The 16,914-nt window shown below is 59.1% G+C and carries 19 protein-coding genes; 14 read left to right on the top strand and 5 right to left on the bottom strand.

Annotated elements, in window-relative coordinates; translation table 11 throughout:
- Positions 1 to 11: 11 nt before the first annotated feature.
- From ACB030_RS10395 to ACB030_RS10335, 13 genes are all read left to right on the top strand, one after another.
- Positions 12 to 308, top strand: coding sequence for a helix-turn-helix transcriptional regulator (locus ACB030_RS10395; protein WP_265435744.1), 297 nt, complete (start codon positions 12 to 14; stop codon positions 306 to 308).
- An 87-nt stretch (positions 309 to 395) separates the two neighbouring features.
- Positions 396 to 764, top strand: coding sequence for a helix-turn-helix transcriptional regulator (locus ACB030_RS10390; protein WP_025327981.1), 369 nt, complete (start codon positions 396 to 398; stop codon positions 762 to 764).
- A gap of 3 nt (positions 765 to 767) precedes the next feature.
- Positions 768 to 1,196 (top strand): arsenite efflux transporter metallochaperone ArsD, encoded by a 429-nt coding sequence (arsD, locus tag ACB030_RS10385; protein ID WP_371159554.1) that lies wholly within the window; start codon positions 768 to 770, stop codon positions 1,194 to 1,196.
- A 68-nt stretch (positions 1,197 to 1,264) separates the two neighbouring features.
- The gene (gene arsA / locus ACB030_RS10380; RefSeq protein WP_371159552.1) at positions 1,265 to 3,112 is read left to right on the top strand and encodes an arsenical pump-driving ATPase; all 1,848 of its coding nucleotides are present in this window, start codon (positions 1,265 to 1,267) and stop codon (positions 3,110 to 3,112) included.
- A gap of 120 nt (positions 3,113 to 3,232) precedes the next feature.
- Entirely contained in the window at positions 3,233 to 3,730 is a 498-nt protein-coding gene (locus ACB030_RS10375; RefSeq protein ID WP_371159550.1) for a tyrosine-protein phosphatase, read from the top strand.
- Between the two features lie 10 nt (positions 3,731 to 3,740).
- Positions 3,741 to 4,757: an ArsJ-associated glyceraldehyde-3-phosphate dehydrogenase gene (locus ACB030_RS10370; RefSeq protein ID WP_371159548.1), complete on the top strand. Its 1,017-nt coding sequence runs from the start codon at positions 3,741 to 3,743 to the stop codon at positions 4,755 to 4,757.
- A 6-nt stretch (positions 4,758 to 4,763) separates the two neighbouring features.
- Positions 4,764 to 6,002, top strand: coding sequence for an organoarsenical effux MFS transporter ArsJ (gene arsJ / locus ACB030_RS10365; RefSeq protein ID WP_371159546.1), 1,239 nt, complete (start codon positions 4,764 to 4,766; stop codon positions 6,000 to 6,002).
- A complete protein-coding gene (gene arsB / locus ACB030_RS10360) occupies positions 6,002 to 7,078 on the top strand; it encodes an ACR3 family arsenite efflux transporter (RefSeq protein WP_371159545.1) in 1,077 nt (358 codons plus the stop codon). The genes arsJ and arsB overlap by 1 nt, the downstream gene beginning before the upstream one ends.
- Positions 7,075 to 7,506 (top strand): glutaredoxin-dependent arsenate reductase, encoded by a 432-nt coding sequence (gene arsC, locus ACB030_RS10355; protein WP_371159543.1) that lies wholly within the window; start codon positions 7,075 to 7,077, stop codon positions 7,504 to 7,506. The genes arsB and arsC overlap by 4 nt, the downstream gene beginning before the upstream one ends.
- Positions 7,503 to 8,051: a sigma-70 family RNA polymerase sigma factor gene (locus ACB030_RS10350; protein WP_371159541.1), complete on the top strand. Its 549-nt coding sequence runs from the start codon at positions 7,503 to 7,505 to the stop codon at positions 8,049 to 8,051. The genes arsC and ACB030_RS10350 overlap by 4 nt, the downstream gene beginning before the upstream one ends.
- Before the next feature lie 172 nt (positions 8,052 to 8,223).
- On the top strand, positions 8,224 to 9,660 hold the full coding sequence (locus ACB030_RS10345; protein WP_371159538.1) for a glutathione synthase: 1,437 nt from the start codon (positions 8,224 to 8,226) through the stop codon (positions 9,658 to 9,660).
- 115 nt (positions 9,661 to 9,775) lie between these two features.
- Positions 9,776 to 10,777 (top strand): permease, encoded by a 1,002-nt coding sequence (locus tag ACB030_RS10340; protein ID WP_371159536.1) that lies wholly within the window; start codon positions 9,776 to 9,778, stop codon positions 10,775 to 10,777.
- 13 nt (positions 10,778 to 10,790) lie between these two features.
- On the top strand, positions 10,791 to 11,021 hold the full coding sequence (locus ACB030_RS10335; protein WP_058051857.1) for a thioredoxin family protein: 231 nt from the start codon (positions 10,791 to 10,793) through the stop codon (positions 11,019 to 11,021).
- 38 nt (positions 11,022 to 11,059) lie between these two features.
- Here the strand turns inward: ACB030_RS10335 and ACB030_RS10330 are convergent, their stop codons facing one another.
- From ACB030_RS10330 to ACB030_RS10315, 4 genes are all read right to left on the bottom strand, one after another.
- Complete coding sequence (locus tag ACB030_RS10330) at positions 11,060 to 11,905, bottom strand: universal stress protein (RefSeq protein ID WP_371159534.1); 846 nt, start codon at positions 11,903 to 11,905, stop codon at positions 11,060 to 11,062.
- 19 nt (positions 11,906 to 11,924) lie between these two features.
- Entirely contained in the window at positions 11,925 to 13,415 is a 1,491-nt protein-coding gene (locus ACB030_RS10325) for a SulP family inorganic anion transporter (protein ID WP_371159532.1), read from the bottom strand.
- A gap of 320 nt (positions 13,416 to 13,735) precedes the next feature.
- Entirely contained in the window at positions 13,736 to 14,311 is a 576-nt protein-coding gene (locus ACB030_RS10320) for a DJ-1 family glyoxalase III (RefSeq protein WP_371159530.1), read from the bottom strand.
- A gap of 36 nt (positions 14,312 to 14,347) precedes the next feature.
- On the bottom strand, positions 14,348 to 15,295 hold the full coding sequence (locus ACB030_RS10315) for a ketopantoate reductase family protein (RefSeq protein ID WP_371159528.1): 948 nt from the start codon (positions 15,293 to 15,295) through the stop codon (positions 14,348 to 14,350).
- A 213-nt stretch (positions 15,296 to 15,508) separates the two neighbouring features.
- Between ACB030_RS10315 and ACB030_RS10310 the strand changes: the two genes are divergently transcribed.
- Positions 15,509 to 15,991, top strand: a complete 483-nt coding sequence (locus ACB030_RS10310) for a YajQ family cyclic di-GMP-binding protein (RefSeq protein ID WP_025327959.1) — start codon at positions 15,509 to 15,511, stop codon at positions 15,989 to 15,991.
- A 102-nt stretch (positions 15,992 to 16,093) separates the two neighbouring features.
- On the opposite strand, the gene ACB030_RS10305 is transcribed toward ACB030_RS10310, so the two are convergent.
- Positions 16,094 to 16,912: an outer membrane protein OmpK gene (locus tag ACB030_RS10305; RefSeq protein ID WP_371159526.1), complete on the bottom strand. Its 819-nt coding sequence runs from the start codon at positions 16,910 to 16,912 to the stop codon at positions 16,094 to 16,096.
- Positions 16,913 to 16,914 lie beyond the last annotated feature (2 nt).

Raw genomic sequence — 16,914 nt, 5'->3', positions numbered from 1 at the left:
AGGGTTGGATCATGGAGTTGGAAGAGGTCGCCAAGGCATTGAAAGAGTTGGGTCATCCGACTCGTTTGTTCATTTTCAAGCACCTGGTCAAGGCCGGGGAGCAAGGCCTGCCCGTGGGAGACTTGCAAAAGCAGCTCGCCATTCCCGCCTCGACCCTGAGCCATCATATTGCGGCCCTGGTCTCGGTTGGTCTGGTCAAGCAGAACCGGGAGAGCCGTACCCTGCTGTGCGTCTCTCAATACGAGGTGCTGGAAGAGATCATCGCGTTTTTCCGCGAGGAGTGCTGTGTGAACGACAAGAGGGATTGACGGGATCGACAATGAGTTGTGGTCATGTTGATCATTTCAATGTTTCTTGTATAGTTGAATCCATGAAATGAATTAAGGGAAAGTCCCATGAACAAAGAGATAGCCACCAAGGTATTCGAGTCTCTCGCATCCGGCATTCGCCTCGATGTGTGGCGCCTGCTGGTCAAGGCCGGGCTGGAGGGGCAGGTTGCCGGCCAGCTGGCCAGCGAGCTCGACATAGCTCCCAACACCCTGTCGTTTCACCTCAAGGCCATGCTGCACGCGGGCCTGCTCTCGGTGGAGCAGGAGGGACGTTTCTTGCGCTATCGCGCCAACATTCCCCTGATGCTGAGTCTTATCGGCTACCTCACCGAGGAGTGCTGCGCCGGCCATCCGGAAGCCTGCGGGGTGATGAGAGCCGAATCCGGCTGCTCGCCCCATGTATTGCCTGCGCAGCCTTGCTGCAACGAGGAGTAGATCATGAGATTGATACAAGTATTCGACCCGGCCCTGTGCTGTTCCAGCGGCGTATGTGGCGCAGAGGTTGACCAGGCACTGGTGACCTTTGCCGGTGACGCCGAATGGATCAAGCAACAAGGGGCTTCACTGTTTCGGTTCAATCTGGCTCAGCAACCTCTGGTATTCGCCGAGACCCCGGCAGTGGCTTCCTTCCTGGAACTGACTGGGGAAGACGGATTGCCGGTGACCCTGGTTGATGGCCAGGTGGTGCTCACCGGTCGCTATCCCAGCCGCGCTGAACTGATCCGTTATGCCGGACTTGAGTCACCGAAAGCGGCTGACGTCGATGGCGAAGAAGGTGAACAGCCAGCAGCCGAGCCCAACAAAGCCGGTGCCATCAAAGGGATCGTCAAGAGTGGATGCTGCTCCGGCAGCAGTGGTTGCTGCTAAGCGCCATCGTTTGGTTGGCAAGATCTCTGTTTGCTTTATTGCCTCGTTCTTCCTGATAGGAGTCTCTCATGTCCCCGTTGCTGAACTACTCGTTTCTCCATGATGCGCCGCCGTTTCTCTTTTTCACCGGCAAGGGCGGGGTGGGTAAGACCTCGCTGGCCTGTGCCAGTGCGGTTGCCTTGTGTGACAGTGGCAAACGGGTACTGCTGGTCAGCACGGATCCGGCATCAAACGTAGGTCAGGTGTTCGACACCCAGATAGGTAACAGCATTACCGCCATCGCGGCAGTCAGTGGGTTATCAGCACTGGAGATTGACCCGCAAGCCGCCGCAAAGGCTTATCGCGAACGTATCGTTGGCCCGGTGCGCGGCAAATTGCCCGAGAGCGTGGTGCGCAGCATTGAAGAGCAGCTCTCCGGTGCCTGTACCACAGAGATCGCCGCCTTTGACGAATTCACCGCGCTCTTGACCGACAGCCGCCTGGTGGGGGAATACGACCACATCGTGTTCGATACGGCACCGACCGGCCACACCATTCGTCTGTTGCAACTGCCAGGGGCATGGAGCGAGTTTCTGGAGCAGGGCAAGGGCGATGCTTCCTGTCTGGGGCCATTGGCGGGACTGGAAAAACAGCGTAGCCAATACGCAGAGGCTGTTGCAGCTCTCTCAGATGCGGGGAAAACCCGGCTTATTCTGGTGGCCCGGGCGCAAGCCTCAACCCTGCGGGAAGTAACGCGAACCCATGACGAACTGGCCGCTATCGGCCTTGCCAATCAGCAACTGGTTATCAATGGCATCTTCCCGCAAAGCGAGCTGGCGGATGACCCCCTGGCGACAGCCGTCTGGCAACGTGAGCAGCAGGCGATGGCTGATATGCCAGCGCTGCTGGCTAGTTTGCCACAAGACAGAGTGCCGCTGTTGGCGACCAACTTGGTGGGCGTGGAGAGCCTGCGCCAGTTACTGGGTGCAGCACCGGTCACTGGGACTGATGAGGTTGAGAGCACAACTACTGAACCACATCCTGGCTTGAAGCAACTGGTCGATGAATTGGCCACAGATGGCCATGGGCTCATCATGCTGATGGGCAAGGGCGGTGTGGGTAAAACGACCCTGGCTGCGGCAGTGGCGGTAGAGCTCGCCAGTCGGGGCTTACCGGTTCATCTCACTACGTCAGATCCCGCAGCCCATCTGGGAGAGACACTGGCTGGGGCACTGCCCAGCCTGGAGGTCAGCCGCATCGATCCTCACGCCGAGACAGAGCGTTATCGAGCCCAGGTGCTGGCCACCAAGGGGGCGAGTCTGGATGCCCAAGGTCGTGCCCTGCTGGAAGAAGATTTGCGTTCCCCCTGCACCGAAGAAATTGCCGTGTTTCAGGCCTTCTCGCGGATCATTCGCGAGGCGGGCAAGCGCTTCGTGGTGATGGATACGGCACCGACCGGCCACACCCTCTTGCTGCTTGATGCGACCGGTGCCTACCACAGAGAGATTGCCCGTCAGATGGGGGGCAAGGGTATGTCATTTCAAGACACCCTATCTCAAAGGGAGATTGCCTCTCAAGCCGGGGGGAAAGGAATGCACTTCACCACCCCCATGATGCAGTTGCAAGACCCGAAACAGACCAAGGTGATGATAGTCACCCTGCCCGAGCCCACCCCGGTGCAGGAGGCAGCCAACCTGCAAGCCGACCTGCGCCGTGCCGGTATCGAACCCTGGGCCTGGGTGGTCAATCACATGCTTTCTCCGGCCAGTGTCACCTCACCACTGCTGGCCCAGCGAGCGTATCGCCAGCAGCCCCATATCGACGCGGTCAAGCAGGAGCATGCGAAGCGTTATGCCGTGGTGCCCTTGCAGGCGGTCGAGCCGGTTGGCGTCAAGGCCCTGCAAGACTTATGTCACCCTGCCCACAAAGAGGGGTGAGACAGAGCGCCCTATGATGCTTGCGTGGTCGCGGCTTGCGGCCACCAGCACTGGGTACCAACAACCTATTTTCACCAACCAATCTGACGTTCTCAACGAGACATGGAGCCGCTGTTTATCATGCACCCGTTTGACATCCTGAACCTGGATAATGGCGCCCGCCTTATCTTCACCCCCTGCCCCGGCACCAAGGAGGCTTCCTTGCAAGCGTCCCTCAAGACCCTGAAAGAAGCAGGGGCAGAGGCTGTGGTCACCATGATGCCCGATGCCGAGCTTAGCGAATTCAAGGCTGATAGCTTGCCCGCCGAGTGCGAGGCGTTGGGGCTGGCCTGGTTCCAGCTGCCGGTGGAGGACGATTGCGCCCCCGAGGCGCCGTTCGCCGAAACCTTTGCCAACCACAAGGCGGATCTGCTGGCGCGTCTGGCGGCAGGTCAGACCCTGGCCATTCATTGCCGTGGCGGTTCGGGTCGTACCGGACTGATGGTGGCCATCTTGCTGCTGGAGGCGGGCTACGCCCCCGCCGCTGTCAAGACGCTGGTGCAAGGGCTGCGTCCCAAGGCGCTGACATTGGCAGCGCACGTCAACTACCTCAACACCCACCATGCATTCGCCGGTTAAGGAAAACAGCATGACGATTAAAGTTGGTATCAACGGGTTTGGCCGCATGGGCCGTCTCTCATTTCGCGCCGCCTTTGACTGGGCGGATGTGGAGTTTGTACGCATCAATGACCCGGCTGGGGATGCTGCTTCGCTGGCACACCTCATCACCTTCGATTCGGTCCATGGCCGCTGGCATCATGAAGCCAGCGCCGAGGGAGACGAGATGGTGATAGGCAACCATCGCATCCTCTGCACTCGCAACAAAGAGATAGCTCAGACCGACTGGTCTGGTTGTGATGTGGTGATCGAGGCTTCCGGCAAGATGAAAACCAAGGCGCTGCTCAATGCCTATCTGGCGCAAGGGGTGAAGCGGGTCGTGGTGACTGCTCCGGTCAAGGAGGAGGGTGTGCTCAACGTCGTCATGGGGGTCAACCACCACCTCTACGACAAGGCGCAGCACCCCATAGTGACGGCTGCCTCCTGTACCACCAACTGTCTGGCGCCAGTGGTGAAGGTGATCCACGAACAGCTCGGCATCAAGCACGGCTCCATGACCACCATTCATGACATCACCAACACCCAGACCATTCTGGATGCCCCCCATGCTGACCTGCGCCGTGCCCGCGCCTGCGGCCTGAGCCTGATCCCCACCACCACGGGGTCTGCCACCGCCATCACCCACATCTTCCCCGAGCTCAAGGGCAAGCTGAACGGTCATGCGGTGCGGGTGCCGCTGGCCAACGCCTCCCTCACCGACTGCGTGTTCGAGGTGAACCGTCCCACCACCGAAGCCGAGGTCAATGGCTTGCTCAAGGCGGCTGCGATGAGTGAGCTCAAGGGGATCATGGGCTATGAAGAGCGCCCGCTGGTGTCGGTGGACTACAAGACGGATCCGCGCTCCTGCACCATAGATGCGCTCTCCACCATGGTGGTGGGCGGCACTCAGGTGAAGATCTACGCCTGGTATGACAACGAGTGGGGCTATGCCAACCGCACCGCCGAGCTGATGCGCATGGTCGGTCAAATGGACAAGGCGCAAGGATAACCCGCCATGGCACTGACCCGACTCTCCCCCGAGGCTCGCCAGTATCTGCTGGTGACCGGCAACTACTGGGCCTTTACCCTGACCGATGGCGCCCTGCGCATGTTGGTGGTGCTCTACTTCCATGGGCTCGGTTACAGCCCGCTGGCCATCGCCTCCCTGTTTCTCTTCTACGAGATCTTCGGGGTGGTGACCAATCTGGTGGGGGGCTGGCTCGGTGCTCGCCTCGGGCTCAACCGCACCATGAACATCGGCCTCGCCCTCCAGGTGCTGGCGCTCGGCATGTTGCTGGTGCCGCCGCTCTGGCTGACAGTGCCTTGGGTGATGGGGGCCCAGGCGCTCTCGGGAGTGGCCAAAGACCTCAACAAGATGAGTGCCAAAAGCTCCATCAAGTTGCTGGTGCCGGGAGAGGCGCAGGGTCAGCTCTACAAGTGGGTAGCACTCCTGACCGGCTCGAAGAATGCCTTGAAAGGGATGGGCTTTTTCCTTGGTGGCGCCCTGTTGACCCTGCTCGGGTTTCAGGGTGCCGTGCTGGTTATGGCACTGGCGTTGGCGCTGGTGTGGTGCATCAGCATGCTGACCCTGAAACGGGATCTCGGCAAAGCCAAAAACAAGCCCAAGTTCAGCGAGATCTTCTCCAAGAGCCGCGCCATCAATTACCTCTCCGCCGCCCGCCTGTTCCTGTTCGGTGCCCGGGATGTCTGGTTTGTGGTGGCACTGCCTGTCTACCTCGCATCCAGCTTTGGCTGGGATCACTGGTATGTGGGGGGCTTCCTGGCGCTCTGGATCATCGCCTATGGCGTGGTTCAGACCCAGGCGCCCCGTTTTACCGGCAAACGAGAGGGTCGCGTACCCGATGGCAAGGCTGCGATGCGCTGGGCACTGCTACTCGCACTGATACCGGCCCTGATTGCCCTGGCGCTGCATTTCGATCTGCATCCGGCCATTAGCCTGGTAGGCGGCTTGATGGTGTTTGGCGCCCTGTTTGCCATCAACTCCTCCCTGCACAGCTACCTCATCGTCAGCTACGCCGGCGCTGACGGTGTGTCGCTGGATGTGGGCTTCTACTACATGGCCAATGCCCTGGGGCGCCTGCTCGGCACCCTGCTCTCCGGGCTGGTTTTCCAGCTCTATGGTCTCGAGGCCTGCCTCTGGATCTCCACCCTCTTTATCCTGTTGGCGGCGTTGATTTCAATCGGCTTGCCCCGCCACCAGCCGCCCCTTTCATCCTCTCAGGGAGTCTCGTGATGAGTACAACAGCCTGCGGCGATCTGCCCGTCAGCAAAAAAATGAGTTTTCTCGACCGCAATCTCACCCTCTGGATCTTCGCTGCCATGGGCATAGGGGTGGGGATAGGTTATCTGTTCCCCCAGGTGGCCCAGTGGAATGAGGCCATGTCGGTGGGCACCACCAATGTGCCGCTGGCCATCGGTCTCATCCTGATGATGTATCCGCCGCTCGCCAAGGTGAACTACACCACCATGGGCACCATGACCCGTGACCGTCAGGCCATCACCCTCTCACTGGTGATGAACTGGTTGGTGGGCCCGATCCTGATGTTCGTCATCGCCCTGATCTTCCTGCATGATCAGCCGGGCTACATGGTGGGCCTCATTCTGATAGGTCTGGCGCGCTGCATCGCCATGGTGCTGGTGTGGAACGATCTCGGCGGCGGCAGCAAGGAGTACGGTGCTGGCCTGGTGGCGCTCAACAGCGGTTTTCAGATCCTCACCTACAGCTTTATGGCCTGGTTGTTTATTACCGTGCTGCCGCCGCTGTTCGGCCTGCAGGGCTTCGCGGTGGATATCACCATGCTGGATATCGCCGAAAGCGTGCTGATCTATCTGGGCATTCCCTTCCTGGCAGGCTTCCTGAGCCGTCACTATCTGGTCAAGGCGAAAGGGGAGAAGTGGTACACCGAGCGCTTCATTCCGGCTATTTCTCCCATCACCCTGATCGCCTTGCTGGCCACTATCGTGCTGATGTTCAGCCTCAAGGGCGAGATGATAGTCGAGCTGCCCATGGATGTGCTGCGGGTCGCCGTGCCCCTGGTGGTCTACTTCGTGCTGATGTTCTTCACCAGCTTCCTGGTCGGCAAGAAGCTGGGTATTCCCTATGACAAGAACGCCTCCATCGCCTTTACCGCCACCGGCAACAACTTCGAGCTGGCCATTGCGGTCTCCATCGCCGTGTTTGGCTTGAGTTCGGATCAGGCCTTCGCCGGCGTCATCGGCCCGCTGGTGGAAGTGCCCGTGCTGATCGGTCTGGTCAATGTGGCCCTGCGCATGAAGCGCAACTATGGCAAAGCGGAGGTCCAGGCATGAGTGACACCACTATCACCATCTACCACAACCCGGCCTGCGGCACCTCCCGCAATACGCTGGCGCTGATCCGCAACTCCGGCGTTGAGCCGACCGTCATCCACTATCTGGAGACACCGCCGAGCCGCGAGACGCTGATGGCACTTATCGCGGCCATGGAGATGCCGGTGCGCGATCTGCTGCGCAAGAATGTGCCCCCCTACGAGGTGCTGGGGCTGGCCGAGGAGAGGTTCAGCGATGATCAGCTGATCGATGCCATGCTGGCCCATCCCATCCTGATCAACCGCCCCATAGTGGTGACGCCGCTTGGCACCAGGTTGTGCCGTCCGTCTGAGGTGGTGCTGGAGATACTGCCGAGCCCCCAGCAAGGGGCCTTCACCAAGGAAGACGGAGAGCAGGTGGTGGATGCGCAAGGCAGGCGCATCAAGTGACCCAAAGGAGCGGCGCGCCACCTTGCCTGATGACGGCATGGCAGCAGCATGAGCACGAGCTCTACGGTTGGCTGCTCAAGCAGTCTGGCAGCCCGATGGATGCCGATGACTTGCTGCAAGAGACCTTCTTGCGGGCTATCCGTCAGCAGGGAAAGTTTTGCGCCATCGAGAATGCACGGGCCTGGCTGTTTGAAGTCGCCAGACATCTGGTGATTGATAGAAGCCGAAGATTACGCCCGATGCTGCCACTATCTGACGAGTTGGCCATGGCGCAGGGTGAGCTCGATGCGGTCGATTCCTTGGCGGGCTGTTTGCCCAGGGTGCTGGAGAGGATGGCCCGGAGTGACAGTGAGATCCTGAGGCACTGCGACCTGGAAGGGATGAAGCAGGCGGAGTATGCCGCCCGATCCGGCTTGACCCTTGCCGCCGCCAAGTCCCGTCTGTTGCGAGCCAGAGATCGCTTGCGTCAGCAGCTCTCTCTGGACTGTCAGGTCAGGTTGGACAGCTCGGGGCGAGTCTGCTGCTTCACCCCGGCGGTGAAGTAAGCCATGAACTCTACTCAGCAAAAAGGCCAAGGTGTTCTCCTTGGCCTTTTTTTATTTTTTCTTGGCTTCGGCCAGGCATTCATCCAGGGTTTCCTGGTTGGCCGCCTTGATGGTCATGCCATTGGGGCCAGCCCGATATGGCGGTTCGTGAGTCAATAATCAGGAGCAAGTGATGAGTTCTCTTGGCATTCAGAAAATCAGGGATGATGCAGTCGAATGGGCATTAACCCAGGGGGTCGCCTTTAAAGAGTCGCTCTGTTCTGCCGTGCATACCCCGTTTACCCTGACGCCGACACCGATCAGCCGGGGAGATTATCAGCATTTGAAAGGCGTGGCGCAGACTTTGAGCAAGCTGATCTATGCCGTCTCTGAGGATCATGGTTTTTTATACGATGCCATTCATCCCATCGCGGCGGGAGATCCCTTCTTCTCAGCCCTGCTCAGCATGCATCAACACATACATTCATCACCCGGCAGCGCGCCCAGGCTGCCCTTGCTCATCATGCGCAGCGATTTTATGGACGATAGGCGCGATGGCCACAAGCTGGTCGAGTTCAATGGCATCGCCGCTGGCATGGGGCCATTTGGTCAGCGAATACATGAACTGCACCACTATCTGCAACGGCAATGGCCTGCTGAATATGCGCAGCTGTCACCCGAGGCGATGGGTGAGCTTGTCGGCAATGAGGCCATTGAAGGGTTGTCAGCAGGTATTGCCGAGGCCACGTTCAAGATCAAGCAGGAGTTTGGCGACACTGGCCCGGCAAGGTTTCTGATGATTGTGCAGGAGCATGAAAACAATGTGTTTGATCAACATCTGCTTGAGCTTGCTCTCCAGCAGAGAGGGATAGAGACACAGCGCAGAACCTTTCGCGAACTGCATAATCAACTGAGCACGGGCGCCAACGACAGGCTGATCCTCAATGGGATCGGTCCACTCGATACCGTCTACCTGCGGGCCGGATACCAATATTCTGATTATGAGGCGACCGATCTCAACGAGCAGAGATGCTGCCAGGCGCTGATGGCGACCCGTGTGTTGATTGAGCGACACAGAGTCGCCGTCAATGCCACGGTCGCTCAGCAATTGGCGACCAGCAAGCGAGTACAAATGCTGCTGTCGCGTCTGGGAGAAGAGGGATTCGCTGCATTTGGCTTGACCCCGCAAGAGGCCGACACCGTGAGACACCGGCTGGGTGAGATGCACCCTGTGACCCCTGATAGCATCCAGGTTGTAAAAGCGGCGCCCTCCGATAGCTGGGTACTTAAAAACCAGGGAGAAGGGGGTGGGCATTGTCTGTTTGGGGCGGACATCCAGGTAAAACTGGCAACGCTTGACCCACTCCAATATCAGGCCTGGTCGTTGATGCGCCGTTTGCATCCTGTCCCCAGAGCGATGCCTGCCTGGGTAGTGCGCAAAGGGGAGCTGCATCGGGTGACGGATTTGATCAGCGAACTGGGGATCTTCACCGCTCAGATCGATGGCAATCCAGCCAGTGCGGAGCAGAGCTTTGCGGGATATCTGATCCGTAGCAAATCGGCCGAATCGACAGAAGGAGGCGTTCATAGCGGGCAAGGTGTCCTTGACTCGCTGGTATTCAGTGATTGAGGGAGGGGGGGCGAAAACCATGAGAGCGCGGCGCTAGCAAGAAAAACGAAAAATATAAGCATCCTTTGGTGACATGCAACGTCTTCTGGATATCACCGATGTTGATGGAGCCATTATGTTTCAGATTTTCACCGATCTCGCCAGCTGGCTGGTCTATCAGCAGTTGGGCCTGAGCCCACAAACCAGGCTGGGGGATGCGCTGCATTTCTTCGTGGAGGATGTGAGCAAGATCTTTGCCCTGCTGCTGGTGATGATCTACATCGTGGCCATGCTGCGGGCCTCCCTGAATGTCGAACGGGTGAGGGATTATCTGGCGGGCAAGCACAGAGGGTTGGGCTATCTTCTCGGCTCCGGCTTTGGTGCCATCACTCCCTTCTGCTCCTGTTCAAGCATCCCTGTGTTCCTCGGCTTTACCTCGGCCGGTATCCCGCTTGGGATCACCATGGCCTTTCTCATTACCTCACCGCTTATCAACGAAGTGGCCGTCCTGTTGCTGGTCAGTCTGCTGGGCTGGAAGTTCACCCTGATTTACGTGGTGGTCGGCATGGCGGTTGGCATGTTGGGTGGGGCCTTTCTGGACAAGATCAAGGCCGAGCGCTGGCTGGCCGATTTTGCCGCCGAGGCCCTCAAGCAGGGGCAGCATCAGCAAGGTGATATCGTCCAGCAGCACGCCGATGCCCCTAGCCTCTCGCTGGCCAGGCGTCATGCCTTTGCCAAAGCTGAAACCCTCACCATCTTCAAACGGGTATGGCTCTGGGTCATCGTCGGCGTGGGGCTCGGCGCCGCACTCCATGGCTTTGTGCCTGAGGGCTGGATTGCCTCACACCTTGGTGCCGGTCAATGGTGGTCAGTGCCGGCTGCCGTGCTGATCGGCATTCCCCTCTATTCCAATGCGACCGGGGTGATCCCGGTCATGGAGAGCCTGATCGTCAATGGTTTGCCCATCGGCACCACACTGGCGTTTTGCATGAGCACGGTGGCGGCCAGTTTTCCCGAGTTTGTTTTGCTCAAACAAGTGATGAAGTGGCCATTGCTGGGCACCTTGCTGCTGGTGCTGCTGGTCTCCTTCACCTTGGTTGGGTGGGTGTTTAACTTCGTATCGCCATTAATTTCTTGATGAGGAGTGTGAGATGAAACAGGTAAAAGTGCTGGGCATGGGCTGCGCCAACTGCAAGAACACCGTCCAGCTTATCCAGCAGGTGGTGGATGAGCTGGGGGTCGAGATCCAGCTTGAGAAAGTGGAGTCCTTGCCCGAGATCATGAAGTACAAGGTGATGTCTACGCCAGCTGTCGTCATCGATGACAAGGTGGTACATGCAGGCGGGATCCCGGCCAGAGAGGCGGTGCAAAGCTGGTTCTGATGCACGCAGGGGCGGGTTATCCCGCCCCTGATGAATGATTATCTCAGCAACGACAGAGAGGCTTTGGTCGTTTTCAGTATCCCGGTGGTGGTGCTGCCCACGATAAACTGCCTTATCCGTGAGTGGCCATAGGCCCCCATGACGATGAGATTGATCCCCGCCTCGGCGGCATATTGGCAGATACTCGGGGCGACCTCCCCCTGAAGCAGGCGGGCATCGACCTCGATCCCCGCACTTTTCAACACCTGTTTGGCCTGTGCCAGCTGGCGTTCGTGCTCGTCGCCCGGTTCGGCAACCATCACCAGCTCACACTCCATCCCCTTGAGCAGTGGGCTGCTTGCGATCAACTCCAGCATCTTCTTGGCGGTCGGGCTGGCATCATAGGCGAACAGGAAGCGGCTCGGTGCCTGAAAGCCCGGCTGCACCACCATGATGGGGTTGGGCAGGGTGCGGATGACGCTCTCGATATGGCTGCCAATCAGGTCGCGGGCATGGGCGGTGCCCTGCTTGCCCATGATCAACATCCGCATACCGGATGAGAGCTCCTGGGTCGTCTCTACCAGCTGGCCGTGGCGTTGCAGGATCTCGATCGCTGTCATGCCCAAGTCAGCAAGATAGCCTTGGGCGCTCTCAAGCAGCAGGCGACCCTGCTCCTGGGCCAGACGGCTGCGTTGGTGATCCAGCTCGGCCAGCTCCTTGAGCAGCAGTTCTCGGCTGCCCAGACCTATGGTGCCGGAGAGATCGCGCTCCCCCTCAAACTCGTTCTTTTCCAGTACGTGCAGCAGGGTGACGGGTAACCCGGTGTTGGCTGCGGCCCAAGCCGCCGCATCGCACACCGCTGTCATGGCCGGGGAGCCATCGATACAGGCAACAATGTTTGTCATGATAAATTCCTTTTTGTGATCAGTGGCCAGCCAGCAGCTTTTCAACTTCTTCCGGTTTGTCGTGGACTCCGAAGCGGTCAACGATAGTGGCACTCGCTTCGTTCAGGCCGATGATCTCCACCTCGGTTCCCTCGCGGCGGAACTTGATGACCACCTTGTCCAGCGCAGTGACGGCCGTGATGTCCCAGAAGTGGGCGTGGGTGAGGTCAATCACTACTTTCTCTACCACCTCCTTGAAGTCGAAGCTGGCAAAGAACTGCTCCGCGCTGGCGAAGAATACCTGTCCCCGTACCTGATAGGTGCGCACCTCGCCTCTGCGCTCGCTGTCGCTCTTGACCAGCATGAAGCGGGCGACCTTGTTGGCGAAGAACAGGGACGCGAGCAGTACCCCGACAAATACCCCGAGTGCCAGGTTATGGGTAGCCACCACCACGGCGACTGTGGCCACCATCACGATGCTGGTGGAGAGGGGGTGGGTTTTCAGGTTGCGCACCGACTCCCAGGAGAAAGTCCCGATAGAGACCATGATCATCACGGCGACCAGGGCCGCCATGGGGATCTGGCGGATCCACTCATCCATGAAGACCACCATCAGGATGAGCAATGTGCCCGCCACAAAGGTCGAGAGGCGACCGCGGCCGCCGGATTTGATGTTGATGATGGACTGGCCAATCATGGCGCACCCCGCCATGCCGCCCATCAGGCCGGCGCCGATATTGGCGATCCCCTGGCCCTTGCACTCGCGATTGCGATCGCTCTGGGTATCGGTCAGGTCATCGACGATGGCCGCCGTCATCATGGATTCGAGCAGTCCCACCACTGCCAGACCGGCAGAGTAGGGGAAGATGATGGCCAGTGTCTCGAGATTGAGTGGCACTTCCGGCCACAGGAAGATAGGCAGGGTATCGGGCAGTTCGCCCATGTCGCCCACGGTGCGAATATCTATGCCCATGGTGATGGCGACTGCCGTCAGGATCACGATGCAGAGCAGCGGAGAAGGCACCAGCTTGCCCACCACCGGGATCAGCGGGAACAGATAGATGATGCCAAGGCCCGCCGCCGTCATGGCATAGACCTGCCAGGTGACGTTGGTGAGCTCAGGCAGCTGGGCCATGAAGATGAGGATCGCCAACGCATTGACGAAGCCGGTGACCACGGAGCGGGAGACGAACCGCATCAGGCTGCCGAGCTTGAGGTAACCCGCCGCTATCTGCAGTACCCCGGTGAGCAGGGTCGCCGCCAGCAGATATTGCAGGCCATGCTCCTTGACCAGGGTCACCATCAGGAGCGCCATGGCGCCGGTGGCGGCAGAGATCATGCCGGGGCGACCGCCGACGAAGGCGATGACCACGGCGATACAGAAGGAGGCATAGAGGCCGACCTTGGGGTCGACGCCTGCGATGATGGAGAAGGCGATGGCCTCAGGGATCAGCGCCAGGGCGACCACGATACCGGCCAGCAGGTCACCACGGATGTTGGAGAACCACTCTTGTCTTGCACGTTCCAGCATGGGGGATTTTCTCGCTTGTTGAGGATCCATAGCGCAACGCATCCACCGACTTGGGGGTCAGATGGAGTTCGGGCAGGATCAGATTGTTGTATTGGGATCTAATGGGTGTACAAAAGCGCTCCGGTTGTGGCAACCAGAGTCAGGCGGCAGGAGCCGCAGAGGGAGGGTTAGGGCGGCGTTACAGTCACGCCAGAGCGTAAAACAGGCATAGGGAGCGCATGTTAGCAGCCAGGGCGGCGGAAGGAAAGCCCAAGGGTTTTCTCCGTGTATCTACACCGGAAAACAAGAAGGCCCCCCTGCAACGCATGGGGCCTTGTTGTTTATCCAGCGTAGGCTTCTGGCAACACCATGGGGCCTGCTACCGCGCGGGCGGTCTCGTCACCGCGCAGCACCCGCACCAGTTCGAGGGCAAACTCGATGGCGGTGCCGGGGCCCTGGCTGGTGATGAGACGATGGGCATCATCCCGCACCACCCGGGCCGTACTCAGTTGTGCGGCGGGCAGGCGGGCTTGAAAACCCGGGTGACAGGTGGCGCTGGCATCGCCAAGCAAGCCGTGATGGTGCAGCACCACGGCGGGGGCGGCGCAGATGGCCGCGCGCCATCGGCCGAGTGCCGCCTGCTCCCTCAGCAGGTCGATGGCGAGGGGAGTGTCGCGGATAGCTTCGCTGCCGGGCAGACCGCCAGGCACGACCATGGCATCGAAGTCACGGGTGGTCAGTTCGCCGAGATGGCAATCTGCCACCAGCTGTACCCCGCGGGAGGCGCGGATCTGGCGCGCTCCGGTGGGGCAGCAGGAGGCCAGCACTACCTCTATGCCGCCGCGCACCAGGGTGTCGACGATGGCGACCGTTTCGATCTCTTCCGACCCGGGGGCGACCAATACCAGTACTGTCATTTTGCACTCCTTAGTCTGCCGCCCGCGATCCCGGGCTCAGCGCTTCTCTTTGATGGCCTGATAGAGGCCCTGATTGACCGGCACTGCTATGCCGTGGGCGGCGGCCTTGCCGAGCAGGAAGCCGGTGATGGCCTCGATCTCGGTCTCACGCCCCTGCTCCATGTCCTGATACATGGAAGAGTAATTGTCGGCGGTGAGCTCCACCACCATCATCACCCGGCGCAGCAGCTCGTCGCTGCCGGTCGGCTGGCCTTCGGCCTGCATCACGTCAGCCACTTCCACGCAGATCTGTTGCAGCACATCGGCAAAGCGTGGGCCGGCCAGCTCGCCATTCTTGAGCTTGTAAAGCGCCGTGAGCGGATTGATGGCGCAGTTGATGGCGAGCTTCTGCCACTGGTGGGTCAGGATCTGCTCATCCCAGCCCACCTGGCCGAGGGCGCGAGCGAGCTCGTCGGCCAGGTGGGCATGGGCTTTGGCCGCGTCGTTGATAGGGCCCAGCCAGGTTTCGCCCTTGCCGGTGTGGCGGAACACGAAGTGGCCATTTTGCATTGCGCCGTGGCTGATGACCCCTGCGATGACAGGATTGTGGGGGAAAAGGGCAGCCACCTGTTCGGCTATGCCCATGCCGTTGTGCAACAGCACTATGGGAATCCCCGCCGCCAGTTTGCCTACCAGGGGCGTCAGGGCCGAAATCATCTGGCCGGCCTTGGTCATCACCAGCAAGCGTCGGATGGGGCCAGGCTTGTCGATGAAGGCGCGCTCTATGGTGAGCAACTGGGTGTGTCCCTCCAGCGAGGTGAAGTCGATGCCGGGGTGCAGGGTGGCGCGGTGCCGCTCGCTCAGCAGGATGCGGGTCGATTGGCCGCTCATGGTCAGCAGGGAGGCGAAGACGCCGCCCAAGGCGCCACAGCCCAGTAAGGTCCACTCGGGAGAGACGGGGTGACGGCGGGTTTTCAGGTTGTTGTCGCGTAATCCGCTTGGCATGGAGAGGCTCGATCAGGGTAAGGGTTGCAATCCGGTCAACCGCCTACCGGGATAAGGGAAGATGTCGCTTGGTGGACACTAACGGGTCTCACCATTCCTGTGCGCAGGGGATTCTAGCAGAGCAGTCCCATCGAAATCAGCAAATTTGCCGGTTTTCTGGTAGATTTGCCCCTTTGTCAGCACAACCTGAAGTACAGCATGAGGAGCCCGGCTATGCCGTCATTCGATATTGTCTCTGAAGTCAAAATGAACGAGGTGTTGAACGCCGTCGATAACGCCAATCGTGAACTGGCGACCCGTTTCGATTTTCGTGGTGTGGAAGCCAGCTTCGAATTGAACAAGGAAGAGGTGAAGCTGGAGGCCGATGCGGATTTCCAGCTCAAGCAGATGGTCGAGATCCTGCGCGCAGCCCTGCTCAAGCGCAACATCGAAAACAGCTCAATGGATGTGGGTGACAGCGTTCACTCCGGCAAGCGTTTCCACCTGACGGTGAAATTCAAGCAGGGGATCGAGAAAGAGATCGCCAAGAAGCTGGTGAAGCTCATCAAGGATTCCAAGATCAAGGTGCAGGTCGCCATCCAGGGCGACGAGGTACGGGTTACCGGCAAGAAGCGTGACGATCTGCAGGAGACCATGGCACTGGTGCGTGGCGCCGAGCTTGGCCAGCCGATGCAGTTCCAGAACTTCCGCGATTGATGATGAAGGGGGGAGGGCCCTGGCCACTCCCCTCATCGACGAAGCGCCATAAAAAAACCGGAGCAGTTGCTCCGGTTTTTTGTGTCCGTGTGACGAGTTCGATTAGAACTTGTAGGTCACGGAGAAGTAGTGGCCGAAACCAGTGGACTTGAAACCATCAGAGTTTTGGATGCCATACACATCATTAAAGTACTTCAGGCCATAACCGACGGCGTAGCGGTCGGAGTGCCAGTACAGGCCGTTGAACATGGCTGTACCGTCAGTCGACTGGGAGGCTACATCATAAGTATCAGCGCCAAACAAGTGATCCAAATAACCTTGATAGGCGATGAAGCTACCGTTGGAGAAGGTATAGAAGGGTTTGAACCAGTTCATCGAGAATTGATAGCCGTTCCAATGGCCTTCTTCTTCCTTGAAGAAATTATTCTGCAGAGAATGACGAGCATACAAGTTCATGCCCACCTTGCCAAACCAAGGAACCATCACATCTGAGCCCAGACCAATCATGGTATCGAACTGGTCATCACTAACGTTGCTGAGGCTTGCAATGTAGAGTTCTTGTACCGGACCAAAGGAAAGATCTTTACCCGTCAGTGCGTCCAGAGACAGGCGTGGAGCGAACTTCATGAAGATATTTTGACCATCATGCTTATCGCTCTTGCTGGTGTTGAAGATATCAAAAACATCAACATAGCCATAAAGGTCAAACATACCTGAACGACCACCAAATTCCATTTCGAAGTAGGTATCGTCGTAACCAGAGCCGCTGTAGGGCATCTGATCGATGGTGTGCATCAGGTTGAACTGCATCCACTTGTAGTCGTTCTTGTGGATGTCGCCGCTGTAATCGGCAGCAAGGGCCGGAGTGGCAGATGCAGCCAGCAGACCGGCAGCGATCAGAGTCTTGGTAAATTTGGCCATTT

The sequence above is a fragment of the Aeromonas sp. S16(2024) genome (assembly GCF_041403065.1).
Taxonomy (GTDB): domain Bacteria; phylum Pseudomonadota; class Gammaproteobacteria; order Enterobacterales; family Aeromonadaceae; genus Aeromonas.
This window is presented reverse-complemented; position numbering and strand designations above follow the sequence as displayed.

What these genes read in the sequence shown, in the direction of transcription:
- ACB030_RS10335 (WP_058051857.1), top strand. Translation starts at nt 10,791, where the DNA reads ATGAAACAGGTAAAAGTGCTGGGCATGGGCTGCGCCAACTGCAAGAAC.
- ACB030_RS10390 (WP_025327981.1), top strand. Translation starts at nt 396, where the DNA reads ATGAACAAAGAGATAGCCACCAAGGTATTCGAGTCTCTCGCATCCGGC.
- arsD (WP_371159554.1), top strand. Translation starts at nt 768, where the DNA reads ATGAGATTGATACAAGTATTCGACCCGGCCCTGTGCTGTTCCAGCGGC.
- ACB030_RS10340 (WP_371159536.1), top strand. Translation starts at nt 9,776, where the DNA reads ATGTTTCAGATTTTCACCGATCTCGCCAGCTGGCTGGTCTATCAGCAG.
- ACB030_RS10345 (WP_371159538.1), top strand. Translation starts at nt 8,224, where the DNA reads ATGAGTTCTCTTGGCATTCAGAAAATCAGGGATGATGCAGTCGAATGG.
- arsC (WP_371159543.1), top strand. Translation starts at nt 7,075, where the DNA reads ATGAGTGACACCACTATCACCATCTACCACAACCCGGCCTGCGGCACC.
- ACB030_RS10325 (WP_371159532.1), bottom strand. Translation starts at nt 13,415, where the DNA reads ATGCTGGAACGTGCAAGACAAGAGTGGTTCTCCAACATCCGTGGTGAC.
- arsB (WP_371159545.1), top strand. Translation starts at nt 6,002, where the DNA reads ATGAGTACAACAGCCTGCGGCGATCTGCCCGTCAGCAAAAAAATGAGT.
- arsJ (WP_371159546.1), top strand. Translation starts at nt 4,764, where the DNA reads ATGGCACTGACCCGACTCTCCCCCGAGGCTCGCCAGTATCTGCTGGTG.
- ACB030_RS10395 (WP_265435744.1), top strand. Translation starts at nt 12, where the DNA reads ATGGAGTTGGAAGAGGTCGCCAAGGCATTGAAAGAGTTGGGTCATCCG.
- ACB030_RS10375 (WP_371159550.1), top strand. Translation starts at nt 3,233, where the DNA reads ATGCACCCGTTTGACATCCTGAACCTGGATAATGGCGCCCGCCTTATC.
- ACB030_RS10320 (WP_371159530.1), bottom strand. Translation starts at nt 14,311, where the DNA reads ATGACAGTACTGGTATTGGTCGCCCCCGGGTCGGAAGAGATCGAAACG.
- ACB030_RS10310 (WP_025327959.1), top strand. Translation starts at nt 15,509, where the DNA reads ATGCCGTCATTCGATATTGTCTCTGAAGTCAAAATGAACGAGGTGTTG.
- ACB030_RS10305 (WP_371159526.1), bottom strand. Translation starts at nt 16,912, where the DNA reads ATGGCCAAATTTACCAAGACTCTGATCGCTGCCGGTCTGCTGGCTGCA.
- ACB030_RS10330 (WP_371159534.1), bottom strand. Translation starts at nt 11,905, where the DNA reads ATGACAAACATTGTTGCCTGTATCGATGGCTCCCCGGCCATGACAGCG.
- ACB030_RS10315 (WP_371159528.1), bottom strand. Translation starts at nt 15,295, where the DNA reads ATGCCAAGCGGATTACGCGACAACAACCTGAAAACCCGCCGTCACCCC.
- arsA (WP_371159552.1), top strand. Translation starts at nt 1,265, where the DNA reads ATGTCCCCGTTGCTGAACTACTCGTTTCTCCATGATGCGCCGCCGTTT.
- ACB030_RS10370 (WP_371159548.1), top strand. Translation starts at nt 3,741, where the DNA reads ATGACGATTAAAGTTGGTATCAACGGGTTTGGCCGCATGGGCCGTCTC.